The sequence below is a fragment of the Curtobacterium sp. ZW137 genome, from assembly GCF_003762905.1.
In the GTDB taxonomy this organism is placed as follows: domain Bacteria; phylum Actinomycetota; class Actinomycetes; order Actinomycetales; family Microbacteriaceae; genus Curtobacterium.
Map to the genome: position 1 here is coordinate 775304 of NZ_RJKS01000002.1, position 24308 is coordinate 799611.

Consider the following 24308-nt stretch of genomic DNA (forward strand, 5'->3'; position numbering starts at 1 on the left):
CGACGGCATTGTCAATATGTGAAATACTGAGTGAATGCCGATTTTCTTGCTCCGTCGCGGTGCCACCGTCGCGCTCGTCGCCGCCGTGACGGCGGCGGTCGTCTCCACGATCGTCGTCACCGTCGCGTCCGCGAGTGCAACGGCGTCGCTGGAGTCCGCCGAGGACGGCCCGCTGCCCACCTCGATCACGCGGAGCGAGGACGGCCGGTCGACCACGATCCTCGTCCACGGACTCGGCGACCCGGAAGCCGAACGGATCCGGGAAGGCCGCGGAATGCGGCACAGCGCGCTCCAGCCGACGGGGCGGTTCGTCCGGCACGGCCAGCCGGTCACGGTCGACGTGCCGGTGGGATCTCCTGCGATGCACGTCGTGATCGGCCTCGACGGCAGGTACGCGGCGTTCAACGACGGCGCGGACCGTGGGATGGAGTCGACCCCCCTGTCACCGGGCCCGAACACGGTCACGGCGGATCGAGACGGCATGGTCTTCCTCACGAGTACCGCCACGTCGGGCTCGGCGGACGTCGAGGTCACTGGCGGCCAACCCGTCCCGGTGTTCATCGCGGGACAGACGTCGAACGAGGACTTCCTGCGCGACCTCGAACGCTTCCCGGACGCCCCGATGGTGACGATCATCGGGGAACGGGTCTTCGGTGACTTCCAGGCGAGGACGGCTTCCGCGATGACGGCGTCCGACCTGGCGTCACGAGTCCACGACTGGGACCGGGTGATCGAGGTCACGAACGACCACCACGGACTGCTCGACGAGGGTGTCGGGTCGGCGCGCAAGGCGCCCCACCACATCTACGTCGCCTCGCCGGACTCGGGCGCCGGGTACGCGAGCGCGAGCCACGACCGGATCGTGTTCCAGGTCGACACGGGCGCCGCCGCCGAGCTCTTCACGATGCGCGCGGGAGACCTCTGGGGGTTCTGGCACGAAGTCGGACACACGTACCAGCCCCCCGCCTACAACTGGAAGGGCATGGTCGAGGTCGTCAACAACGTCTCCGCGCTCGATGTCCAGGCGACGGTGTTCGGCGCGAATCGTCTCGACGGTCAGCAGAGCGCCATCACGCGGTTCTTCGCACAGCCCGTCGAGACCCGGAGCTTCGCGGCCGAGGAGGACGTCTGGGTCCGGCTGCTCATGTTCGACCAGCTCCGCCGCGCATTCGGGCAGGAGTTCTACCCGTCACTCGACCAGGAACTCCGCGTCCGACTCCGGACCGGCGAGGTGGTCCTCCGCGACGACGCTGCGAAACAGCAGCACTTCGTGAGCATCGCGGCGCAGATCGCCGACCGCGACCTGCGCCCGTTCTTCCGCCAGTGGGGATTCCCGCTCGACGCGGACACCGCGGCGTCCATGGCCCGGCTTCCTGCCCTCACGACGCCGATCTGGCACAACACGCGGTCGGCGGACACCGTCCGTGAACGGGATCTCCCGACGTACGGTGCGCCGACCGGCACCGCCGAGCCGGTCACCGAGCGCGCGACGGTCGGACAGCGGCAGCTCGGCACTGCGCCGAGGGCCGCCGACCTCGGCAACACCGACGGGACCGGCGCGACGCGGGTCGTCGGCCATGCACTCGAGGCGGACGAGCCGGGCGTCGGGCACGCGCTCGTCGTGCTCCGCAACGACCGCGGGATCCGAGAGACCGTGTCCACGCCCGTCGACGTCGGCGCCGGCAACGCGTTCCGCTTCCGAGGCCTCAGCGATCGGACGATCGGATGGCTCGCACTCGACCCGCTCGCCGGAGCGCTCCGCTTCGTGCAGATCACGGGCTCCCAGGCGCACACCGGGTTCACCGGCGAGGAGTACGTCGGCTTCACCCTCCGTGACGCCGACGAAGCGCAGGTCCTCGGGGAGTGGACCATCCGCGGCGACGAGTCCGGCGCCGTCGTGGCGGCGTCGTTCGCGCAGCGGTACGAGGACGGACAGGTGCTCGAGATCCGACATGCCGAGCCACGGTCCCGACTCACCGCGTACCGCGACGGCGACGAGCTCCCCGGCCGTTCGGATCGCGTCCAACGCTTCCGCATCGTCGACGACCGGATCGAGCCGATCGTGGACGCGGCCGTGCGCGTCCTGCCGGTCGACGCGGTGGAGCTCGCGCGTGGAGCAGACACCGCAGTGCCCCTCGGCATCGTCGCCGGGCGGGAACTCACCGAGCTCCGGGCAGACCTCGTCGTCGTCGCCCCGGACGGCACCGTCTTCACAGAAGCACAGTCGACCCTGACCGGGGAGTACCGGAACCCCGGCGAGGGATGGCGCCCCGCGTCGTCGATGACCCTCCGGAACGGAAAGCGCTCCCCCGACGGGCGCACGATCTCGTTCCGGCTGGACACGGCCTCCTCGTTCCGACTGACCCAGGGAGCCGCGGCGCGGTGGAGCCCGCAGGTGCACACGCCGGAGGACGCCGTCGCGGGCGAGTTCGGCATGCGGTGGGAGCTCAACGGCACCGCTGGCGGCGGATCGGTCCGGCTCGGCGTGTGAAACCGATCACCGGGTGATCCGGGCTCGACCGTCCGCCTCCGGGACGTCGGCAGCGCGCAGGGCGTTCCCCCGGACCACGAAACGGTTGTCCGGACTGCCGAACCGCAGCCCGATGCGCACCCGCGGCGACGTCGAGTCGATGCGGTTGGCCACGATCGAGCCGTCGTTCGCACCGGCGGCCACGTCGATGCCCACGGATTTGCCGGACACCTCGGCGATCCGGTTGCCACGAACCGTGACGGATGCGTTCGAGTGCTCGACCCGGATCGCTTCCCCGACGCTCGACGTCACGGTGTTGTCGGCGACGAGCAGCCCGCGGGTGAGCTTCACGAGGATCCCGGCAGCATCCGGTCCACCCGCGCCCGTGACGGTGTTGCCCGTGACCGACCCGGTCGCCCGGGGGGCCGTCGACCCGACGGTGCTGCCGGCTCCACTGACCACGATGCCGGAACCCGCAGGGAGCGCGGCCGTGCGCGTGATGCGGTTCCCGGCGATCACGAGGCCGGTGGGAGCGACGTCGGTCTGCGCCCGGTTCGTCGCCGACTTGCTCGGGACTGCCGCGATCCCGACGCGACATCCGGTCACGACGTTGTCCCGGATCTCGACGCCGTCCCCGGCGTGGGTGTCGATGCCTTCCCACGCCGGCACGCCGCTCACGTGGTTGCGGAGGATGCGGACGCGGGCGGACCGGCGTGTGACGCTCACCACTGCGGTGGCGTCCCGGGTCACCGTGATCCCGTACGAGTTGACCCGGCCTGCCGGTTGACGGACGTCGGAGATCGCGGTGTCCTGCACGATGGCGTCCTGCACCCCGAGGAGTGCGACGCCCGCGTACCCGACCGCGGCGATCGAGGTCTTCTCGAGCAGGAACCCCGAGCAGTACTCCACGTGGACGCCGTCGTGGGGCAACTGGCGGAGCCGCCCCCCGGACACCCGGACGTCGCTGATCGGTGCGGCACGGGTGCCCATCACCGCGATCGCGTGTGCGTCCCCGCCCGTCGAGGCACCGACGCCGTCGATGACCGGGTCGGTGATCCGCGCTCCCGAAGCGGTGACGAGGATCGCCGTGGCGTCCGCACCCATCCGCAGCGCACCGCTCCCCACGAAACGGATCGTCACGGCGCGACGGACCACGAGGCTCTTGGTCCGGGCTTGCGGGGTGCTGATCGTGAGCACGCCACCGGCTGGCAGGGTGTCGAGCCGACGTTGGAGCGCATCGACGCCCGGCTCCTCACCATCGGCAACGAGCGGGACGAACCCACCGACGAGCGAGGCGGCCCCGACCACGGCCACCACCCCGGCACCGATGAGCAACTGCCTGCGGAGCAAGCGATGTCGAGCATCCATCTCGGTCTCCCTCTCTGGAATCTCAGAATACCGCTCATCACCATGGCGATATTCGCTGAATAATGCGAGGAGAAATGTTGAATGCAAATCCTCGCGACTCGGCGTGTGAATGTGATATGTTCCCTGCGCATTCATCCTTGACGAAGAGAGAGCACCAATGCAGAAGTCCCAATCGTCCCCGCGCGCACCGCTCGCTCTCGGCATCGGGGCGGTGGTGATCGCGACCGTTGCGAGCAGTCTCACCGCCGGTGCCGCCTGGGCGGGCGAGTCCCGCGCAGCCGATGCGCAACAGGTCGGCCCGCTGGTCACCGAGACGTCGTCGTTCGCCGACAGCCCGGCGTTCAGCGCCCCCTCCGCCGGCACCGTCGGCGGAGCGGTCGCCGCGAACCGTGCCAGGACCCTGGCGGAAGCGCGGGCAGCGGCCACACGCTGGTTCATCCCGGCGCCCGGGTCCACGACCAACGTCCGGCCGGTCTCGGCTCCGGGCCTGTGCCTGACGGCTGGCTCGACGACGATCGAGAACTCGTCGCCGGTGACGCTCCAGAACTGCGTCGCCGGCGCCCCCGCCCAGCAGTTCACGCTCGCCGCCAACACCGGGTCGAACAACCCGATCGGCACCGGTCTGCAGTCGACGTACAACGGTGGCTTCCTCGGTCTGTACAACACCGACAGCGTCATGCGCCTGCAGTCCCAGACGGTCGCCGACCGGATCCCCACGCTCGACGACTTCGTCGGGGCGTTCAGCGCCGACCTCGACCGCGTGGACGTCCTCACCAGGACGGCGTACATCTCCGGCTCGGGCACCCCCGACGCCACGATCCTCGTGAACGGCGGGTCGCCGGTGACGGTCGCGAAGGACGGCAGCTGGTCGACGTCGGTCCGCGGACTCGACCTCGGGAAGAACACGATCCAGGTGGAGCAGTACGAGGGCTCCGTCAAGACCGGCGACGTGGTGCTCGACGCCGACCTGGTCGCCGACGCGCTCACCTTCGACGCGACGTTCTCGGGGAACCGCGATGCCCCGGTGATCGCCTCCGGCAAGGCGCACCCCGGCGCCGAGGTCTCGCTCTTCGACGCGTCCGGCAAGCAGATCGGCAGCACAGTGACGGCGAACCCGATCACCGGCGCGTGGACGACGACCATCCCTGCGCCCAACCGGGGCGGCGGGTACGCGGTCACGGCGGCGCAGTTCATGGACGGCGTCCGCGACTCGGCGCACGACCGTACGCGGTCCGTCGAGTACGGTGCCGCCGTCACCGTCACGACGCCCGCTGACGGGTCCTCGCACGCCGGTGGTCCGCTCAGGATGACGGGCGCCGGTGAACCCGGTTCCGCGATCGAGGTCCGCGACGTCACGAACGGCGGGAACTCCTTGGTCGGCACGAGCAAGGACGGCGTCCTGCCGAACAAGAACTGGTCGCTCGACACCACGGACCTCGACCGTGCGGAGCACGTGCTCCGTGTGGTCCAGAAGTCCAAGGGTGCGAACACGACCGTGGCCGAGGTGACGATCAACCCCGGCGAGACCGGCGGACTCGCGCCGGTGACCCTGGTCGCACCGACCACCGTGACACCGGGCGTCGTGAACACCTTCCGCGGCACGGCCGAACCGGACGCCACCTACGAGGTGGTGAACGTCTCGGGCACCCCGATCGTCGATGGTCCACTCAGGGTCGCCAGCGATGGCACGTGGACGTTCGACCGCACGATCAGCTGGGATGCGAAGCAGTTCCAGTTCCGGATCGTCCAGACGAAGGGCGACCAGACCGATCGGTCAGAGCTGTTCGTCATCGCTGCGAACGCCGGATTCGCCCCGGTGACGGTCACCAACAAGACGGTCCTGCCCGGTGAGCTGAACACCTTCACCGGGACCGGCCCCGCGGACGCCGAGTACGAGGTCCTCAACGCCTCGGGCAGCCCACTCCTGCCGGGCAAGCGCGACATCGACAGCAACGGCAAGTGGTCGTTCGATCGTGACGTGTCGAAGGGCCAGCTCGGCTTCAGCTTCAAGTTCCGCATCACGGTCGACGGCTCGTCCTACACGACGAAGCTCTTCACCCTGCCCGCGAACACCCGCTGATCCCACCACCCACCCCGGGGCCGCCGTCCGACCGACGGCGGCCCCGTCCCACGCTCGGAGCACCTCATGACCCTTCTCCTCCGGCGGCGGCTCGCCACCGCGGCCCTCACCGCGCTCGTCTCCATCACGGCCCTCGCGCCCCCGGGTTCGGTGTCGACGTCAAGGACGTCACCACCACCAGCGGGTACTGCGTCCCGTGGCCGTCGACCTGGCGTGAGGGGCAGACCGTGACGGTCAAGTCCCAACTCCTGACGATCCCCGTCGGCTGAGGAACGGGACATGTTCGTCGTCACCGTCGCCCGCGCCGTGCTCGCCGGCTGGTGGATCGTCATGGCGACCACTGCGCTGGGAGCAGGCGCCGCACTGCTGGTCACGAACGCGACGACCCCGGTCTACCGGGCGAGCACTTCGTTCTACGTCTCCGTGACCGGTCAGGACGCCCTGTCCGCCGGCGAGATCGCCCAGGGATCGACGGCGGCGCAGCAGAAGATCACGTCGTACATCGCCCTCGTTTCCTCACCCCGCGTGCTCCGTCCGGTCGTGGAGCGGCTCGGGCTCCACACCACGGTCGCCGACCTGGGCAGCCGGGTGTCCGCGACGACCCGCACCGGGACCGTGATCATCGTCATCACCGCCAGCGATCCCGACGCCCGCGCCGCGAAGACCCTCGCATCCGCGGTGGGCTCGTCCCTGGCCGAGGTCGTCTCGGACATCGAGCCAGCGGCCGCGAGCGGTGTGGCCTCCGTCACGCTCGAGCCCGTCATGCCCGCGACGGTGCCGACCACGCCGTCGTCGCCACGGCCCGCCGCCGATCTCGCACTCGGGATCGGCGCCGGCCTGGCCGCCGGCGTCCTCCTCGCGCTCGTCCGCGCCGCGGTCGACACGCGGGTCCGGACCGCCGAGGACCTCGACGTCGACGTCCCCGTGGTCGGTGACGTCGCCTTCGACCCGGACGTGGAGCGCCGCCCGCTCATCGTCCGCGACGACGGCTCCAGCGCGAGATCGGAGGCCTTCCGCAGCCTCCGGACGAACATCCAGTTCCTCCGGTCCGGCGGCGCTCCGACGATCGCCGTCACGAGCGCCCGCCAGGCCGAGGGCAAGACCACCACCGTCGCGAACCTCGGGATCGCGATGAGCACCGGCGGGCTCCGGACCGTCATCGTCGACGCGGACCTCCGTCGGCCCGCGATGGCGCAGACGATGGGACTCGAGGGAGCGGCCGGGCTCACCGACGTGCTGGTCGCCCGGGCGGAACTCGAGGACGTCCTGCAGCCGTGGGGCGACGATGGCCTGCACGTCCTGCCGGCTGGGACTGTCCCACCGAACCCGAGCGAGCTCATCGGCTCGGAGGCGATGGAGCGCGTGATCGCCGAGCTGGCGAGGCGGTTCGACGTCGTGCTCGTCGACACCCCGCCGGTCCTGGCGGTCACGGACGCCGCGCTGATGAGCACCCTCGTCTCGACGACCCTCATCGTCGTCGCGGCCAACCAGGGGCGCCGCTCCGACGCGCGCGCGGTCGTGGAGGCACTCGCTCGCGTCGGCGAGCACGCCGACGGGATCGTCCTGACCAAGACCCGGCATGCCATCTCGCGGCGGTCGTACTACCGCTCGGAGTACGGCGCGCGGCGCACGACGGAGCCGGCGCGGTGAAGCGCGCCCTCGACGCACTCGGCGCCGGCACCCTCCTCGTGCTGCTCGCCCCGGTCCTCGCCGCACTCGCTGCCCTCGTCGCGATCCGGCTGGGCCGCCCGGTGCTGTTCCGGCAACAGCGGCCGGGCCTCGGCGGCGTACCGTTCACGATCCTCAAGTTCCGCACCATGCGCGAGGTCGACCGGGCAGCCGGACGGATCTCCGACGCCGATCGACTGACCCCCTTCGGCGAGCGCCTCCGGTCGACGAGTCTCGACGAGCTGCCGAGCCTCTGGAACATCCTGCGCGGCGAGATGAGCTTCGTCGGACCGAGACCCAGCCTGTGCCGGTACCTCGACCTCTACACCGCCGAAGAAGCACGACGGCACGATGTCCGGCCGGGTCTCACCGGCCTGGCACAGGTCCGGGGCCGCAACGCCCTCCCCTGGCCGGACCGCCTCCGCTCGGACGTGGAGTACGTCGACACGGCCACGCTCGCCCTCGACGCCCGGATCCTGGCGCGCACCGTGGTCGTCGTCGCCAGACGCGAGGGCATCACCACCCCCGGCCACGTCACCTCCGACCGGTTCACCGGATCGGCGAACAGCGCGAGGAGCACGCCGTGAAGCACCAGGAGCACCCCGTGAAGACCGTCTGGATCGTGAACCACTACGCCCACCACCGTGAGCGGGACGGGCGGGCGACGCGGCACCAGCACCTCGCCGCGGGGCTCCCGGACTCCGGCTGGCACGCTGTCGTGATCGCGGCCGGCACCGACCACCCGACGGGCCGGGCGCACCTCCGCGGCGTCCGGCTGCGCGAACGGTGGGCAGGCGACGACCACGAGTTCTGCTGGCTCCGCGGGGTCGACCACCGCGGACACGGCATCCGACGGACGCTGCGACGGCTCGCGGACATCGGGCTCTTCACCGCCCTCCTGCTCGTGCCCGGGATGCTCCGCGGGCTCCCCCACCCCGACGTCGTCGTCGGCGGTTCCTTCCACCCGCTCGCCGCATGGGCCGCCTCGGTGCTCGCGCGACGGCACCACGTCCCGTTCGTGTTCGAGCCGCGCGACCTCTGGCCGGAATCCGCGGTCGCGCTCACCCGGATGTCCGAGCGGCATCCGGTGGTCCGCGTCCTCCGCCTGATCGAGCGCACCACGATCGCACGGGCCGTGCACGTCGTCTCCCCGCTCGACGGTGTCGGGCGGTACTACGCAGATCGTGGGCAGCCCCGGCCGTTCACGTGGGTGCCGAACGGGGTCGACCCCGACGAGCCCACGCAGCCCGGTCCGCAACCGCGCCGACCGAACCAAGACCAAGACCAAGACCAAGACCAGGCGCCGTTCACCGTCGCCTACATCGGCTCGATGGGCACCGCGAACGCCCTCGAGACCGTCATCGACGGCTTCGCCGCCGCCCACCGCCGGAACCCCACCGACGGACCGCAACTGACCCTGCGCATGGTCGGGGACGGGCCGGACCGCGACGCTCTCCGACAGCGCGTGTCGCGCCTCCCGGCCGGTGCCCGCGTGATCTGGGACGGACGCGTGTCACAGGACGAAGCCCGCGACATCGGACGCAGCGCAGGCTGCCTCGTGGTCGCCGTCCACGACCTGCCGCTCTACCGTCACGGCGTCTCGCTGAACAAGCAGTACGAGTACATGCTCACGGGCCGGCCGCTGCTGGTCGCCAGTCCGGTGGTCCTCGCGCCGGTGGCAGCAGCGCGGTGCGGCGTGCACGTCGCGCCCGACGCACCCGACGCGCTCGCGGACGGCATCCTCGCGCTCGCCCGCATGCCCGAGCACGAGCGTGCCGCGATGGGCGCACGCGGCCGCGAGCACGTGCTGCGGGAACACGACTACCGGGCGCTGGCCCGGCGGTACGGAGCAGCGCTGGACGCCGCGTGGTCAGCAGGACGGAGCCGCGCGTGATCCCGGACATCGTCCACGTGTCGAGTGCGCACCCGTGGGTCGACAACCGGGTGCACCTGCGCGAGGCGGCCTCCGCGGCCGAGGCCGGGTTCCGCGTGCGCCTGATCGCGGTGGACTCCGACCTCGGCGCACCACCGACAGGGGTGGACGTGGTCCGGATCCCGCGTCGGCGACGGCTCCGCCGGATGACCGTCTCCACGACCCAGGCGCTCGTCCTCGCGCTGCGTTCGCGGGCCCGCGTCGTCCACCTCCACGACCCGGAGCTCATCTGGACCATCCCCGTCCTGCGCGTCGCCGGGCGGCGGGTGGTCTACGACGCGCACGAGGACCTCCCGGACCAGGTCTGGGGCAAGGACTACCTGTCGCACCGCCAGCGCGGGGTGTTCGCGATGCTCTCCCTCCTGCTGCTGCGGGTCGCCGGGACCGCGGACCGCATCGTGACCGCGACCGCCTGGACCGGCCGGCGGTTCCCGGCGACCCGCCGGATCGCGATCCACAACTTCCCGACGGCGCGTGCCGAGGACGACGGACAGGTCGGCCTGGAGGCTCGCCCCACCCTGGTCGCGCACGTCGGGCTCCTGAGTCGTGACCGTGGGATCGACGTGGTCGCGTCGGTCGCCGACGACCCGTCGTTCCCGCCGACGTGGCGGATCGAGCTGGTCGGTTCGATCGACGCCGCCACCGACCGCACACGACTCGACGCCGCGGCACGAACAGGACGGGTGCACCACGGCGGCGCGGTCGGACCGACGGCGGCCCGGGACCTCCTCCTGTCGGCGCGGATCGGACTCGTGCCGTTCCGGCGGACGCTGGTGACGGACCAGATCTTCCCGACGAAGCTGTTCGAGTACCTCGCCGCGGGCCTCGCGGTGATCGCGACCGACGTGCCGCTGTGGCGGCACCTGCTCGACGGCGTGGAGTGCGTCACCTTCGTGCCGGGCGACGATCCGGGCGCGATCGCGCGGGCGATCCGGCGCTACGCGGACGACCCGGAGCTCCTCCGGCGGCACGGTGCGTCGGCGCGGACCGCGGCCCAGCGGTTCCGGTGGGAGCCGGAGGCCGAACGGCTCGTCGCGATGTACGACGAGCTCCTGCCCGGTGTCCGCGACGGGCGCCGGTGAAGCGGGCCGAGCGCGCCCTGCTCCGGGGGCTGCTCCGCCGCCTGGTGTTGGTGGGGGTCACCGTCACCGTGCTCGCGACGACGACGGACTGGATCGCGGCGCACCTCGTCGCGCCGCTGTTCTCGTACAGCGGGTTCACACACGTCGTTGCCCCGTGGCCCGCGCGGTTGGTCGTCGTGGCGTTGACGATCGGCGTCGCGATGTGCCTGCCGGCGACGATCCGTCGCGCGTCGCACGTGGTGCTCTGGACGATCTTCGTCGTGTGCGTCGCGCCGGCGATGCTCATGAGCCCGTCGACGGGGTACCTGTCGATCGGGACCGCCCTCGCGCTGAGTGCGACGATCGGGGCGTCCTTCGCGGTCGTCGGGGCGTCGTTCGCGGTCTGCGGGGCGTCTGCCGCTCGGTCCGTGCCGACGTCCGATGGACCTGAGCGCGACGTCATCCGCCTCGGCGCACGGTCCGTCGACCGCGGAGCCCTGACCTGGACCGTGTGCGCGGCGTACTCCGCCCTCACCTACGCGGTGATGACGGCCACGGTCGGCGTGCACGTCCGGTTCCTCGCCCTCGACGACATCTACGACGTCCGGGCCGCGTACACCGCCGACGTCGGCTCCGGCGGCACGCTCGGGTACCTGCTGACCGGCCAGGCCTACGTCGTCAACCCGCTCCTGCTGGCCAGGGGGATCGCCCGTCGTCGCCCGGCACTCGTCGTGCTCGCGTCGGCCGGCCAGTTCCTGCTCTACTCCAGCACCGGGTTCAAGGCGGTGCTGTTCTCGTTCGTCGCGGTGCTCGGCGTTGCCCTGCTGTTCCGTGGCCGCGCGCAACGCGCGTCGTTGTCCTTCCTCGTGGCACCGATCGCGATCATGATCGTCTCCGCGGTCGCAGACGCGCTGCAGGGCGGGATCACCTGGACCTCGGTGTTCACGCGTCGTTTCATGCTGACGCCCGGGCTGCTCACGTCCGTGTACGTCCAGTTCTTCTCCGACAACCCGGTCGCCGGGTACGGCTACTCGTTCCTCCGGAAGTGGGTCGACTACCCGTACGACCTCCCGCCACCGAAGCGCATCGCGGCGTTCCTGGTCCCGGGGTCGAACGGGTACGCGAACGCCAACCTGTTCGCGGACGGGTTCGCGAACCTGGGGTGGGTCGGCATCCCGGTCGCCGCTGCGGCGCTGTTCGTGTGGCTCCGGTTCCTGGACCGCGCCGCCGCCGGGCTGCCGCTGCGGGTGGCGGCGATGACCGTGGTGATGCCGAGCATCATGCTGAGCAACACGTCGGTCTTCACCGCGATGCTCTCGCACGGGCTGCTCGTGGGGACCGTGATCCTGGCGATCGCGCCGAGGTCGGGGTGGGACGGACAGGCGGTGCCCCCGTCGTCCGGGCGGCGCCGGTCCGTGTCTCCGTCGCGGCGCGACCGTCAGTCCTCGCGGTAGCGGACGACCACGCCCGTCGTCGCCACGACCGCCGAGGTCGTCGCCGCCCAGTCGTTGGCGACGAGCACCAGGTCGTTGCCCGCCTGACGACACATCACGCCGTAGACCGCGCCGCCGCGACCGCCGGCGTCCGCCGAGTACCGGTTGTCCAGGAGCACCGCGTCGTTCGCCCCGGCGCGGACGTCGATCGCCACCGACGTCGCCGTGCCCTGCTGCCGGAGCCCGTCGACGGTGTTGCCGATCACCGCGAGGCGTTCGTTCGAGTGGTACAGCGACAGACCCCGCCGGACTCCGCCGTCGCACCGGTTGTGCGCGATGGTGAGGTTCCTCGTCAGGTACACCAGGATGCCGGCGTCCCGGTCGCCGTCCCCGTACCCGGTCACGGTGTTCCGGAGCACCACGCCCGTGGCGCGTTCGGCTTCGGACCCGACGACCTCTCCGGCTCCGCGCACGACGATGCCGGATCCCGGGCCGTCCTCGGATCGGGTCACCAGGTTGTCGACGACCGCGCAGTCGATCGGCGCGTACTTCGTCGCGGTGGCATCGGCCTCGTCCTTGGACGGGACGACCGCGATGCCCACCCGGCAGTTGTCCACACGATTGCGAAGGATCGAGATCGCCTCACCGCCGTGCGTGTCGATGCCCTCCCACTGTGGGACGTCGGAGACGTGGTTGTCCGCGATCGTGATCCGACTGCTCCGTGGAGCGCCGGCCAGACCGTCGGAGGTGGCCCGGACCGCTTCGATGCCGTAGGAGTTCGGGTACGGCGACGGCTGCAGCACCCGCGCGACCCGGTTCCGCAGCACGCTGCCGCCGACGCAGGAGAACAGCAGGACGCCCGCGTACCCGACGTCCGTGATCACACAGTCGGTCACGGAGAACCGGGTGCAGTGGTCGAACAGGACGCCGTCGTGCGAGAAGCCGCGGATCTCGGCACCGGTGACGTGCACGTCGGTGAGCGGTTCCCCGACGGTGCCGACCGCGTGCACGCCCCGGCCGAGTCCCGAGTGCGTCGCCCCGGAGCCGACGAGCCGTGCGTCGACGACCCGGACGCGCGGCGCCCTGACGAGCACGAGGTCGATGTCGCGGTCGGTCGACAGCGCGCCGCCGACGAACCGGAGCGTCATCGGCCGTGCCACGACGAGCGGTGCGGACAGCGACCACGCGCGGGTGATGTCGACGACGGCGTCCTGACGCGCGGCGTCGAGGACGTCCTGCAGCCGTGCCGCGCCGACGTCGTCGCTGTGCGCGACGCCCTCGGATGCCGATGCCGATGCCACGGGCACGGACGCAGGCGCGGCGTCGACCGTCGACGCGCCGGCACGCGCCGAGGCGACCGCGAGTACGAGTCCCGGGACGGTGCTCGCCGCGCCCAGGAGCGCGGCACGTCGGGACACGGGCAGGAGCTCACCGCGCGCCATGGACAGGCTCCCCTCGGAGTCCGAGCGAGCGCTCGGTCGACGTCAGGGACTCGCCGGGGTCCCCTTCGTGACGAGCAGCACCAGGACGAGCATCGCCCCGTACGACGCCGTCATCGCGGCGGCGAGCACCGCCAGCACGACGGGCATCGGGGCGCCGAGGACCGAGGGCACGAGGACGGCCCCGGTCGTGCTGACCAGCCGTGCGACGTCCCACACGAGCTGCGTGGTCTGCCGCCCGAGCATCGAGAGCACCTGACTCACCGGTGACACCGCGACCTGGATCGCGAACGCCGGGACGAGGATCCGTGCGTAGGACCCCGCTGTCTGCCACTCCGCACCGAACACCGCACCGAAGAGGACCGGGCCCGCGAGCAGCACGACGAGCGCTCCCGCTCCCCCGGCGACGAGCAGCCGCCCGGTCAGCCGGACGAGGAGCGGCCGGATCGGCGAACCCGAGCGGGCCCGCTGTCCGAACGCGCCCGCTGCGTACTGCGACACCGCGTCCGCGACCATGCCCACCGGCGACCCGAGCACGCGCATCGTGAGAGCGACGAACCCGGCGGCAGCACTGCCGTGGACCGCCGCGATCACGATGCCCGGAGCCTGCTGCCCGACGACGTTCAGCATCGCGGACCACGGGGTCAGCGTGAGGAAGCGACGGTGTTCCGACGCCGCCTGCGCGACCTGCCTCCGTGACGGCAGCCCGGCTGCGGGCCGGAGCATCCCGAGCACCGCGGCGAAGCGCCCCGCTGCGAGCCCGCCGACCAGACCGATGGGTCCGGCGAACGCCATCGCGAGGTTCCAGGCCGTCTGACCGAGTCCCTGACACGCGTTCCGGACCGCGAGCGCGCGGTGCGCTCGACGTCGGGCGAGCACGGCGGAGCAGATGCGCTGCACGGCGATCGCGATCGTCGTGACCGGCAGGACCCACCAGAGGTCGGCCAGCGCCGGCGCCCGGAACCATGCAGCGAGCGACTCGCGGAGCGCCCAGGCGACGCCTGCGGTGAGCAGCCCGGCCAGCAGCGTCGCTCCGAACCCCACGGTGATCAGCGACCGGACGTGGTTCGGCTCGGCGACCGCGAGCGCTCGGTCGGTCCCGAGGGCGGCACCGGCACCGAGCACCGATGCGATCGCCGTGACCACGGTCAGCGTCCCGAAGTCCGACGCGGAGTACGTCCGGGTGAGCACCGGCGAGACCGCGACGACGGCTCCCTGGCCCAGGACGGTCCCGACCAGGATCGTCAGGACAGCTGACGGAGCGCGCGGGGGTCTGCGCATGCGGACCGCCGATCGTCGTGGGGTGCAGGGTGAACATCAGTACATCACATTTCTCTCACGCGTCGAACGGGGCGACGCCCCACACAGAGCGGTAGACGGCGAGGAGCGCCGTCGCCTCGTGGTCCCAGCGGTAGCGGTCCGCAACGAGCGCGCGACCGGCGGCGGCGTGTGCGCGCAGGAGGTCCGGGTGCTCGGCGTACCGGCGGACGGCGCGGGCAACGGCGTCCGGGTCATCCGCCGGCACCCACGTCGCACAGTCCGCGCCGGCCAGCAGTTCGCGCCAGAGCGGGACGTCCGTGGCGACGACGGCGGTGCCGGCGGCGAGGTACTCGAACAGCTTCGTCGGGATCGAGGCCGCGTACGCCGGGGTCGGCCGGAGCGGGAGGAGCCCGACCCGGGCCCCGAGCAGCAGGTCGCGCGCGGCGTGCGGCGCGAGGGTCCCGCGGTGGTCGATCCGACCGGCCGCGACCAGCCCGTCGAAGCGGGACCGGTCGACGGCGGAGTCGATACGCCCAGCCGTCACGACCCGCCAGGCATCGGGAAAGTCGGGCGACGACGCCGCACCGCTGATCACGTCGATCCCTCGGTCCCGGCTCAGCGCACCGAGGTACACCGCGACGAGGGGCCGATCGGTCACCGGTGGTGCGTCGAGGTCGGCGGGACGGAGTACCGGCAGGTTGCGCACGACGGTCGTCCGCGCCGCGGGGAACCGAGCGGCGATCGTCGGCGTCGCAGCGACCACCGCGTCGGCGCGCCCGGCGACCAGGACGACGAGGTGCGCGAGCGCGACGGCCGCCCGCCGCGCCCATCGACCGAGGTACTCCTTCCCCCGGACCTGGTCCGGCAGGTCCTCGTGCGCGTCGTAGACCACGACGCGTCCGACCGCACGGAGGAGCAGCACCGCCCAGACGAGTTCCGGGTCGTGCAGGTGCACCACCGTGGCTCGGGACGACAGCGCGGCAGTGATCACCTGTGCGGACGAGCGGACCACCCGTGCCCGGCGACGGCGTGCGGGGACGCGGCGGACGAACACGCCGGTGGCGAGGTCCGGGCGCCCCCAGTCGGTGTCGCCCGTCGCAGCGACGTCGTCGCCGTCGACCGCCACCGCGACCAGCGCCGTGCGGTACCCGGCGGCTGCGGCGCTCGCAGCCGACCGGAGGTGCACCCGGTTGTCGGTCCACGGGTGCGCACTGGACACGTGCACGATGTCGAACGGACGGGATCGGTGGCGCATGCTGCGAAGCTATGTGCCGCCGAGCCGAGCGCGCGAGTTATTCACATCTTGTGTTTCGCAGCCCGCCGCCGAGGGCGATCACCGTCACCGACGGCCACCGCGCCGGGTCCAGGACCCGCCGCCCGTCGAGGATCGTCCGCACGCCGGGAAGGCGTTGCGGTCCCCACGAGGCGTACTCCGCGTGGTCGGCCTGCACCACGGCAGCGTCGACCGCTGCTCCGGCGACGGACGGCGCGAACCCGAGGGTCCGGAGCTCATCCGGCCCGTAGAGCGGGTCTGTGACGGTGACCACGGCACCCCGCGCTATGAGCGCCGCGACGGTGTCGAACACCCCGGAGAACGCGGTTTCCTTGACCCCACCGCGGTACGCGGCGCCGAGCACCACGATCCGCTCACCCCGGAGGTCGCCGTGCACCCGGGCGAGCACGTCCACCGCGTGCGCGGGCATCGCGGCGTTCCGGGCACGAGCGGCCCGCACCACCGATGCATCCGGGTCGTTCCAGAGGTAGAGCTGCGGGTACACCGGGATGCAGTGCCCACCGACGGCGATGCCCGGACGGTGCAGGTGGCTGTACGGCTGGGAGTTGCACGCTTCGATGACCCGCTCGACGTCGATACCGGACCGGTCGGCGAACACCGCGAACTCGTTCGCCAGGGCGATGTTGACGTCGCGGTAGGTGGTCTCGGCGAGCTTCGCGAGTTCGGCGCCCTCGGCGGACCCGAGGTCCCAGACCCCGTTCGGCCGGTCGAGGTCCGGTCGGTCGTCGAACTGCAGCACCGAATCGTAGAACCCCGCGGCGCGCTCCGCACCGCGTGGGGACAGCCCGCCGACCAGCTTCGGGTACCGTCGCAGGTCCGCGAACACCCGCCCGGTCAGCACCCGCTCAGGCGAGAACACCACGTCGAAGTCCCGCCCCTCGACGAGCCCCGAGCGGGCTTCGAGCCGGGGTGCCCACCGCGTCCGCGTCGTCCCGACCGGGAGCGTGGTCTCGTACGCGACGAGCATCCCCGGCCGCAGGTGCGCGCCGATCACGTCGGTCGCCGCGTCCATCCAGCCGAAGTCCGGCACGCCGTCCGACGACACGAACAGCGGCACCACGACGACGACCACGTCCGCGACGGCGAGCGCCCGCTCGGGATCGGTCGTCGCTGTCAGCCCACCGGAGGCCACCACGGCCGACAGCTCCTCGTCGAGCCCGTGCTCCCCCGGGAACGGCGGGACCCCGGCGTTCACGGACTCCACGACCGCGTCCGCGACGTCGAGCCCGACCACCGTGGCGCCCGACCGCGCGTACTGCACGGCGAGCGGCAGCCCGATCTTGCCGAGCCCGACCACCGCGACCCTCACGCTGCGACCCCGATGCGGACGGTCTGCCGCGTGTGCGCCGACTCGAGCACGGCCTCGGCGACCTCGACGGTCCGCAGCCCGTCCCGCAGGGTGACGATGTCGGCCGGCAACCCGAGCACGGCGTCCCGGAACGCCTCGTGCTCCACGACGAGGGGCTCGCGTTTCGGGATCGCGAACCGCGTGCTCGCTCCCTCGGCGACCCCGCGGAACGCGGCGACGCGCTCCCAGCCCGTCGGGACCGTGCCGTTCTCGTGGAACGTCAGGTCCGCGCTGAGCGTGTCCGCGACGAACGTGCCGTGCTCTCCGGTCACGACGAAGAGCCGCTCCTTGAAGGGGGTGAGCCAGTTCACCAGGTGCGAGGTCAGCGTGCCGTCGGCGAGCTCGCCCGTGACGGTCACCAGGTCCTCGTGGGCACGCCCGCTCTTCGTGCACGCGAGCGCCCCGATGTGCACGTACTCCGACCGCGCGATCCACGCCGTGGCGTCGATGTCGTGGGTCGCGAGGTCCTTGACGACCCCGACGTCCGCGATCCGCGACGGGAACGGACCCTGTCGCCGGGTGGCGATCTGGTGGACGGCACCGAGCTCGCCGGCGTCGAGCCGATGTCGGAGTGCCTGCAGCGCGGGGTTGTACCGCTCGATGTGCCCGACCGCTCCGACCAGCCCGGCGCCGTCGAACGCCGCGACGAGCCGCGCGGCGGCGCCGGCATCGGCCGCCACGGGCTTCTCGATGAGGGCGTGCACGCCGGCGGCGGCGAGGAGCAGGCCGACGGGTTCGTGGAGCCCGGTCGGGACGGCGACCACCGCGGCGTCGATCCCGATCCCGATCAGGTCGGAGGCCGTCCGCACGACCGGCAGCCCGTCCGCGGCACCGCGGGGGTCGCCGAGCGCGTCGGCCGCCCCGACCAGGTCGACCCCGTCGAGCGACCGCAGCACGCGGACGTGGTGCGCCCCCATGACCCCGAGCCCGACCACGCCGATCCGCACGCCGCTCACCGTCCTGCTCCGGCCAACGCGTTCACGGCCGCGACGATCCGGTCGAGCTGCTGCAGTGTGAGCGTCGGGTACACGGGGAGCGCCAGCACCTCGGCGGCGGCCCGCTCCGTCTCCGGCAGGTCGCCGCACACCGGACCGCTCGACCCGACGAAGGAGGGCAGCCGGTGCACCGGCGTCGGGTAGTAGACACCGGCGCCGATGCCGTACTCCGCATCGAGCGCCGCGACGAAGCCGTCCCGGTCGTCGGGGACCCGGACGACGTACTGGTGGAACACGTGCTCGGCGAGCGGGTGCACGGTCGGGATGGTCACACCCCGGAGCTCACCGGTCAGGTACGCGGCGTTCGCGACCCGCTGCGCCGTCCAGCCGAGGACCTTCCGGAGCTGCGCTCGTCCGATGGCCGCGTGCACGTCCGACATCCGGGCGTTGAAGCCCACGATCTCGTTCTCGTAGCGGGTCGCCATCCCCTGGTTGCGGAGCAGGCGGACCGTCCGCTCGACGCCGGGCGACGGCGTCGAGACCATCCCGCCCTCCCCCGAGGTCATGTTCTTCGTCGGGTAGAGACTGAACGCCGCGGCGTCCCCGAGCGTCCCGACGCGCGCGCCGGACCACCGCGCACCGTGCGCCTGCGCCGCGTCCTCGAGCACGAGCAGGTCGTGCGACCGGGCCACGTCGACGAGCTCGTCCATGTCCGCGGGGTGCCCGTACAGGTGCACCGGGACGACCGCCCGGGTGCGGGACGTCACCGCGGCGGCGACCGCGCACGGGTCGATGCAGAACGACGCGGGGTCGATGTCGACGAAGACCGGGACGGCCCCGACGAGCCGCACGGCGTTCGCGGTGGCGGCGAAGGTGAACGACGGCACGATGACCTCGTCGCCCTGGCCGATGCCGAGCGCGAGGAGCGCCAGGTGCAGCGCCGCGGTCCCGCTGTTCACGGCGACGACCGGTGACGCCTCGACGAGCAGACTGCCGAACTCGCGCTCGAACGCCGCGACCTCCGGGCCCTGCGCGAGTGCGCCGCTCGCCAGCACGGCATCGACCGCCCGGCGTTCCTCGACGCCGATGAGCGGCTTCGCCACCGGGATCGCATCGGCCATGACGGCTCTCACCGGAGTTCCTCGAGGAACGCACCGTCGTCCGTGAACCGGAACCGGTCCCCGGTGTCGGGACACACCAGGTGGTGGTGGTCGACACGGCCCAGGCGTGCACCGGTCCGGCCGACCCAGCCGATCCGCCGGGCCGGCACGCCGGCGACGAGCGCGTGGTCCGGGACGTCGCGGTTCACGACGGCTCCTGCGGCGACCATCGCCCAGCTGCCGATGTGCACGGGTGCGACGCAGACCGCACCGGCTCCGATCGACGCCCCCTGCTCGACGACGACGGCCGAAGCCCGCCAGTCCCCCGCCCGCACCACGGACCCGTCCGGCGTGATCGCGCGCGGGACCGTGTCGTTCGTCAACACCACCCCGGGGCCGACGAAGACGCCGTCGCCGAGGACCGCGGGCCCGTAGACGAGCGCCGCGTTCTGGATCTTGCAGCGGGCCCCGATCCGGACACCGCCGCCGATGGTGACGTTCCGTCCGACCAGGGTCTCGGCGCCGATGACCGCGTCGGCTTCGACGTGGCTGTGGTCCCAGACGCGCACGCCCGGGTGGAGTCGTGCCGAGTCGGCGACGACGGCGGAGGGCGACACGAAGGGGTCGCCAGGAGCTGTGCGTGTGGTCATCGAGCCGCACGCTACACGAATCTGGAATACCGGTGCGAAGTATACACATTTCGCGGATATCGCACTATTCCGCGGGGTGATCGCCCAGCAGCAGGATCAGTGCGGCGGCCGCCAGAGCACGATCTGCGTGTTCCGCTGCGGTCGAGCGCCAGCCCGCAGGGACACCGCAGCCCCGGTCGTCGTCGCCGCGAACACCCGCGCCCCGGGTCGACTGATGAGCTGGTCGGCCAGAGCCGTCTCGAGCTCACGGACGCGCTCACGGAGCGCGCGGGTCTCGTTCTCGAGTTCGAGCACCCGCCGGATCCCTTCCAGCGACACCCCCTCGGAGCCGAGTCGCGCGATCTCCCGCAGCTGCGCGACGTCGCGCATCGAGTACCGGCGGGACCCGCCACGGGTCCGCCCCGGCACGACCAGGCCGAGCCGGTCGTACTGCCGCAGGGTCTGCGGGTGCATCTCCGCCAGCTCCGCGGCGACCGCGATCGCGAAGACGGGCGAGTTCTCGTCCATGTCGGTCATGGCGTGTTCCTTTCCGTCGTTCGCGTGGATCGAAAACCAGCCTGGAGGCTCGGCGGGCGTCCGTCAGGAAGCCGCGCCGAGCCGCTCCCCACCGGCACGGCCGGCCCGCCGCTTCGCGACGGGCCGGTACCGGCTGCGTGGGCCCAGGCTGGGTCTGTTGCTGATGGCGCGCGAGCGCACCGGCGCGCGTTCTAGCTGCGCGCCTTGGCGAGGAGGTCCTCGCGCGGGTCTTCGTCGGGCAGGGCCGCCGCGAGTGCCTCGACGGCCTCCCGCGCCTTGTCCGACAGGTGCGACGGCACCGCGACCTGCACGGTGGCGAGCAGATCGCCCGTCCCGTTCTTGGTCGCGACCCCGCGCCCCTTGACGCGGAGGACACGACCGGAGGGCGTGCCGGGCGCGACCCGGAGCTTGACGGGTTCGCCGCCGAGGGTGGGCACCTGGATCGTCGCGCCGAGCGCCGCCTCGACGAACGTCACGGGGACGTCCACACGGAGGTTCTGCCCGTCACGCTCGAACACCGGGTGCTTGCGGACGTGCACCGTGACCACCAGGTCACCCGCGTCGCCGCCGTCGGGCGATTGCTCGCCACGACCGCGCAGCCGGATCTTCTGGCCGTCGGCCACGCCTGCGGGGATGCGGACGTTCACCGGTCGGCCGTTGCCCTGGGAGAGCTTGACGGTGTCGCCGGCGATGGCCGTCGTGAAGTCGAGCGTCGTCGTCGCGGTGACGTCGCGCCCCTTCGTCGGGCCACCGAAGCCGCGGTAGCCGCCGGAGGGCTGGCCGAAACCAGCACCCCCGCCGCCACCGAACATGCCCCCGAGGATGTCCTCGAAGCCACCGCCGCCACCCTGGCCGAAGCGGACACGCTGCCCGCCACCGCCCTGCTGACCGAACATCCCGCCGAAGACGTCCTCGAACCCGCCACCCTGGCCTGCGCCACCCGCCGTGAAGCGAGCACCGGAGCCCATCGCGCGGACCTGGTCGTACTCGGCCCGCTGCTCCTTGTCGGAGAGCACCGAGTACGCCTCGCTGATCTCCTTGAAGCGGTTCTCCGCCGCGGTGTCACCCGGGTTGGAGTCCGGGTGGAACTGCCGCGCGAGCTTCCGGTACGTCTTCTTCAGCTCGGCGTCGGAGGCGTCCTTGGAGACCCCGAGGACCTTGTAGAAGTCCTTGTCGAACCAGTCTTGGCTGGCCATGGATCACCTACCTCCTGTCCGGATCAGGCCGGGACCGCCACCGCGACCTTGGCCGCACGGAGGACGCGCTCACCGAGCTTGTAGCCCGGCTCGACGACGTCCGCCACGGTCTGGCCGGTGGCGCCCGGGGTCGGGAGCTGCACGATCGCCTCGTGGATGTTCGGGTCGAAGGACTCGCCCTTCTCGCCGATCTGCACGAGCTTGAACCGCTCGAAGCCGCCACGGATCTTCTGGCCGATGACCTGCATGGGGCCCTCGGTCAGGTCGCCGTGGGCCTCGGCCCGGGTGAGGTCGTCGAGCGCCGGCAGGAGTGCGCGCACCACCTCGGCGATGGCGACCTCGCGGTTGGCTTCACGGTCGCGCTCGACGCGCTTCCGGAAGTTCACCAGTTCGGCCTGCGCACGGAGCATGTCCGCGCGCATCTCGGCGACGAGGTCGCGGTCGGCCGTGGACAGCTTGTCCTCGGCCATGCCGCGCGCCGCATCGGCCAGCAGTGCCTCGTCCTCAGGGCTGAGGTCGTTCGCTGCGTCGGTCGGCACCTCGACGTCGGGTCCCTCGGCCTCGATCAGGTCCTCGGGCTCCGCCGCGTTGGTGGCGTCACCCTCGACCTGGGGCTCCTCGTTGTCGTTGACGTTGTCGTCGTTCGTGGAGTCCGTCATCGGCTACTTCTTGTCGTTCTCGTCGTCGTCCACGACCTCGGCGTCGACGATGTCCTCGTCATCCGCGCCGTCGGTCGGCTGCTCGCCCTGCGCGCCGTCCGCACCGGGGGCGCCGGCGGCGTCCTGCTGCGAGTAGATCGCCTGGCCGAGCTTGCCCTGCGACTCGTTGAGCTTGTCGAAGGCGGTCTTGACGGCGTCCTCGTCCTCACCCGCGAGGGCGGACTTCAGCGCGTCGACGTCGGCCTGCACCTCGGACTTGACGTCCGCGGGGAGCTTCTCGTCGTTCTCCTTGATGAGCTTCTCGATCGAGTAGACGAGCTGCTCGGCCTGGTTGCGACGCTCGTTCGCTTCACGACGGGCCTTGTCCTCGGCCGCGTGCTCCTCGGCTTCGCGGACCATGCGCTCGATGTCCTCCTTCGGCAGCGAGGAGCCGCCGGAGATGACCATCGACTGCTCCTTGCCGGTGCCCTTGTCCTTCGCGGACACGTGCACGATGCCGTTGGCGTCGATGTCGAAGGTGACCTCGACCTGCGGGACGCCGCGGGGAGCCGGCGCGATGCCGGTGAGCTCGAACGTGCCGAGCGGCTTGTTGTCGCGGGTGAACTCGCGCTCGCCCTGGAAGACCTGGATCGCGACCGACGGCTGGTTGTCGTCAGCGGTCGTGAAGGTCTCGCTGCGCTTGGTCGGGATCGCGGTGTTGCGGTCGATGAGCTTCGTCATCAGGCCGCCCTTGGTCTCGATGCCGAGCGAGAGCGGCGTGACGTCGATGAGCAGGACGTCCTTGCGCTCGCCCTTCAGGACACCGGCCTGCAGCGCGGCGCCGACGGCGACGACCTCGTCCGGATTGACGCCCTGGTTCGGGGACTTGCCACCGGTCAGCGACTTGACGACCTCGGCCACGGCGGGCATGCGGGTCGAGCCACCGACGAGGACCACGTGCGCGATGTCGTTGACCGACACGCCCGCTTCCTTGATGACGTCGTTGAAGGGCTTCTTGGTGCGGTCGAGCAGGTCGGAGGTCATCTGCTCGAACTGTGCGCGCGAGATGGTCTCGTCGAGGTTCAGCGGACCGTCAGCGGTCAGCGTGAGGTACGGCAGCTGGATGCTGGCGCTCAGCTGGCTCGACAGCTCCTTCTTGGCCTGCTCGGCGGCTTCCTTGAGGCGCTGCTTGGCGATCTTGTCCGTGGACAGGTCGACGCCGTGCTCGTCCTTGAACTTCTTGATCAGGTAGTCGACGATGCGCTGGTCCCAGTCGTCACCACCGAGGCGGTTGTCGCCCGAGGTCGCACGGACCTGGATCGTGGAGAAGTCGTCGTCCTTGCCCACTTCGAGCAGGGAGACGTCGAACGTGCCGCCACCGAGGTCGAAGACCAGGATGAGCTCGTCTTCCTTGCCCTTGTCGAGGCCGTAGGCCAGGGCAGCCGCGGTCGGCTCGTTGATGATGCGGAGGACGTTGAGCCCGGCGATCTCGCCGGCGTCCTTGGTGGCCTGGCGCTCGGCGTCGTTGAAGTACGCCGGCACGGTGATGACCGCGTCGGTGACGTCTTCACCGAGGTACTGCTCGGCGTCGCGCTTGAGCTTGCCGAGGGTGCGGGCCGAGATCTCCTGCGGCGTGTACTGCTTGCCGTCGATCTCGACCTTCCAGTCGGTGCCGATGTGGCGCTTGACGGAGGCGATGGTGCGGTCGACGTTCGTGACCGCCTGGCGCTTGGCGGTCTCGCCGACCAGGACTTCGCCGTCCTTCGTGAACGCCACGATCGACGGGGTGGTCCGGAGACCCTCGGCGTTCGCGATGACGGTGGGCTCGCCACCTTCGAGAACGCTGACGACCGAGTTGGTGGTTCCGAGGTCGATGCCTACTGCACGTCCCATGTGGTGTTGCTCCTTCTGTCGTTGCT

At 71.6% G+C, this 24308-nt stretch carries 19 protein-coding genes; 7 read left to right on the forward strand and 12 right to left on the reverse strand.

Features of this window, described 5'->3' with window-relative positions:
- Window positions 1-34 precede the first annotated feature (34 nt).
- Entirely contained in the window at window positions 35-2491 is a 2457-nt protein-coding gene (locus tag EDF55_RS08845; protein WP_123654555.1) for a M60 family metallopeptidase, read from the forward strand.
- Between the two features lie 6 nt (window positions 2492-2497).
- Here EDF55_RS08845 and EDF55_RS18775 read toward each other — a convergent pair whose 3' ends face one another.
- Window positions 2498-3820, reverse strand: a complete 1323-nt coding sequence (locus EDF55_RS18775) for a right-handed parallel beta-helix repeat-containing protein (protein WP_185017261.1) — start codon at window positions 3818-3820, stop codon at window positions 2498-2500.
- 175 nt (window positions 3821-3995) lie between these two features.
- Here EDF55_RS18775 and EDF55_RS18780 point away from each other — a divergent pair, with 175 nt between their 5' ends.
- The 6 genes from EDF55_RS18780 to EDF55_RS08880 all read left to right on the forward strand — a co-directional run bounded on the left by EDF55_RS18780 (window position 3996) and on the right by EDF55_RS08880 (window position 12034).
- Window positions 3996-5918 (forward strand): hypothetical protein, encoded by a 1923-nt coding sequence (locus EDF55_RS18780; RefSeq protein WP_185017263.1) that lies wholly within the window; start codon window positions 3996-3998, stop codon window positions 5916-5918.
- Between the two features lie 279 nt (window positions 5919-6197).
- The gene (locus EDF55_RS08860; protein ID WP_123654558.1) at window positions 6198-7568 is read left to right on the forward strand and encodes a polysaccharide biosynthesis tyrosine autokinase; all 1371 of its coding nucleotides are present in this window, start codon (window positions 6198-6200) and stop codon (window positions 7566-7568) included.
- On the forward strand, window positions 7565-8173 hold the full coding sequence (locus EDF55_RS08865; RefSeq protein ID WP_123654559.1) for a sugar transferase: 609 nt from the start codon (window positions 7565-7567) through the stop codon (window positions 8171-8173). The genes EDF55_RS08860 and EDF55_RS08865 overlap by 4 nt, the downstream gene beginning before the upstream one ends.
- Entirely contained in the window at window positions 8170-9480 is a 1311-nt protein-coding gene (locus EDF55_RS08870; RefSeq protein WP_185017265.1) for a glycosyltransferase family 4 protein, read from the forward strand. Before EDF55_RS08865 ends, EDF55_RS08870 begins: the two co-directional genes overlap by 4 nt.
- Window positions 9477-10601, forward strand: coding sequence for a glycosyltransferase (locus tag EDF55_RS08875; RefSeq protein WP_123654561.1), 1125 nt, complete (start codon window positions 9477-9479; stop codon window positions 10599-10601). Before EDF55_RS08870 ends, EDF55_RS08875 begins: the two co-directional genes overlap by 4 nt.
- Window positions 10598-12034 carry a hypothetical protein gene (locus EDF55_RS08880; RefSeq protein WP_123654562.1) on the forward strand — a complete coding sequence of 479 codons (1437 nt, stop codon included), beginning with the start codon at window positions 10598-10600 and terminating at the stop codon, window positions 12032-12034. Before EDF55_RS08875 ends, EDF55_RS08880 begins: the two co-directional genes overlap by 4 nt.
- Here EDF55_RS08880 and EDF55_RS08885 read toward each other — a convergent pair.
- From EDF55_RS08885 to dnaK, 11 genes are all read right to left on the reverse strand, one after another.
- Window positions 12019-13455, reverse strand: coding sequence for a right-handed parallel beta-helix repeat-containing protein (locus EDF55_RS08885; RefSeq protein ID WP_123654563.1), 1437 nt, complete (start codon window positions 13453-13455; stop codon window positions 12019-12021). The genes EDF55_RS08880 and EDF55_RS08885 overlap by 16 nt on opposite strands.
- A 42-nt stretch (window positions 13456-13497) precedes the next feature.
- Window positions 13498-14733, reverse strand: coding sequence for a lipopolysaccharide biosynthesis protein (locus tag EDF55_RS08890; RefSeq protein WP_123654564.1), 1236 nt, complete (start codon window positions 14731-14733; stop codon window positions 13498-13500).
- Window positions 14734-14788: 55 nt separating this feature from the next.
- The gene (locus EDF55_RS08895) at window positions 14789-15967 is read right to left on the reverse strand and encodes a glycosyltransferase (protein WP_123654565.1); all 1179 of its coding nucleotides are present in this window, start codon (window positions 15965-15967) and stop codon (window positions 14789-14791) included.
- Between the two features lie 37 nt (window positions 15968-16004).
- Window positions 16005-17315 carry a nucleotide sugar dehydrogenase gene (locus tag EDF55_RS08900; RefSeq protein WP_123654566.1) on the reverse strand — a complete coding sequence of 437 codons (1311 nt, stop codon included), beginning with the start codon at window positions 17313-17315 and terminating at the stop codon, window positions 16005-16007.
- Window positions 17312-18310 carry a Gfo/Idh/MocA family protein gene (locus EDF55_RS08905; protein WP_123654567.1) on the reverse strand — a complete coding sequence of 333 codons (999 nt, stop codon included), beginning with the start codon at window positions 18308-18310 and terminating at the stop codon, window positions 17312-17314. The genes EDF55_RS08900 and EDF55_RS08905 overlap by 4 nt, the downstream gene beginning before the upstream one ends.
- Complete coding sequence (locus EDF55_RS08910) at window positions 18307-19410, reverse strand: DegT/DnrJ/EryC1/StrS aminotransferase family protein (RefSeq protein ID WP_123654738.1); 1104 nt, start codon at window positions 19408-19410, stop codon at window positions 18307-18309. The genes EDF55_RS08905 and EDF55_RS08910 overlap by 4 nt, the downstream gene beginning before the upstream one ends.
- Before the next feature lie 8 nt (window positions 19411-19418).
- On the reverse strand, window positions 19419-20039 hold the full coding sequence (locus EDF55_RS08915; protein ID WP_123654568.1) for an acyltransferase: 621 nt from the start codon (window positions 20037-20039) through the stop codon (window positions 19419-19421).
- Window positions 20040-20135: 96 nt separating this feature from the next.
- Window positions 20136-20546, reverse strand: coding sequence for a heat shock protein transcriptional repressor HspR (locus tag EDF55_RS08920; protein ID WP_123654739.1), 411 nt, complete (start codon window positions 20544-20546; stop codon window positions 20136-20138).
- A 200-nt stretch (window positions 20547-20746) separates the two neighbouring features.
- Entirely contained in the window at window positions 20747-21751 is a 1005-nt protein-coding gene (locus tag EDF55_RS08925) for a DnaJ C-terminal domain-containing protein (RefSeq protein ID WP_123654569.1), read from the reverse strand.
- A gap of 23 nt (window positions 21752-21774) precedes the next feature.
- Window positions 21775-22410, reverse strand: a complete 636-nt coding sequence (locus EDF55_RS08930; RefSeq protein WP_123654570.1) for a nucleotide exchange factor GrpE — start codon at window positions 22408-22410, stop codon at window positions 21775-21777.
- A gap of 3 nt (window positions 22411-22413) precedes the next feature.
- Complete coding sequence (gene dnaK, locus EDF55_RS08935; protein ID WP_123654571.1) at window positions 22414-24282, reverse strand: molecular chaperone DnaK; 1869 nt, start codon at window positions 24280-24282, stop codon at window positions 22414-22416.
- Window positions 24283-24308: the final 26 nt, after the last annotated feature.

Coding starts and splice junctions, on each gene's coding strand:
- EDF55_RS08845 (WP_123654555.1), top strand. CDS start 35: ATGCCGATTTTCTTGCTCCGTCGCGGTGCCACCGTCGCGCTCGTCGCC.
- EDF55_RS18780 (WP_185017263.1), top strand. CDS start 3,996: ATGCAGAAGTCCCAATCGTCCCCGCGCGCACCGCTCGCTCTCGGCATC.
- EDF55_RS08860 (WP_123654558.1), top strand. CDS start 6,198: ATGTTCGTCGTCACCGTCGCCCGCGCCGTGCTCGCCGGCTGGTGGATC.
- EDF55_RS08885 (WP_123654563.1), bottom strand. CDS start 13,455: ATGGCGCGCGGTGAGCTCCTGCCCGTGTCCCGACGTGCCGCGCTCCTG.
- EDF55_RS08890 (WP_123654564.1), bottom strand. CDS start 14,733: ATGCGCAGACCCCCGCGCGCTCCGTCAGCTGTCCTGACGATCCTGGTC.
- EDF55_RS08895 (WP_123654565.1), bottom strand. CDS start 15,967: ATGCGCCACCGATCCCGTCCGTTCGACATCGTGCACGTGTCCAGTGCG.
- EDF55_RS08910 (WP_123654738.1), bottom strand. CDS start 19,410: ATGGCCGATGCGATCCCGGTGGCGAAGCCGCTCATCGGCGTCGAGGAA.
- EDF55_RS08915 (WP_123654568.1), bottom strand. CDS start 20,039: ATGACCACACGCACAGCTCCTGGCGACCCCTTCGTGTCGCCCTCCGCC.
- EDF55_RS08920 (WP_123654739.1), bottom strand. CDS start 20,546: ATGGACGAGAACTCGCCCGTCTTCGCGATCGCGGTCGCCGCGGAGCTG.
- EDF55_RS08925 (WP_123654569.1), bottom strand. CDS start 21,751: ATGGCCAGCCAAGACTGGTTCGACAAGGACTTCTACAAGGTCCTCGGG.
- EDF55_RS08930 (WP_123654570.1), bottom strand. CDS start 22,410: ATGACGGACTCCACGAACGACGACAACGTCAACGACAACGAGGAGCCC.
- dnaK (WP_123654571.1), bottom strand. CDS start 24,282: ATGGGACGTGCAGTAGGCATCGACCTCGGAACCACCAACTCGGTCGTC.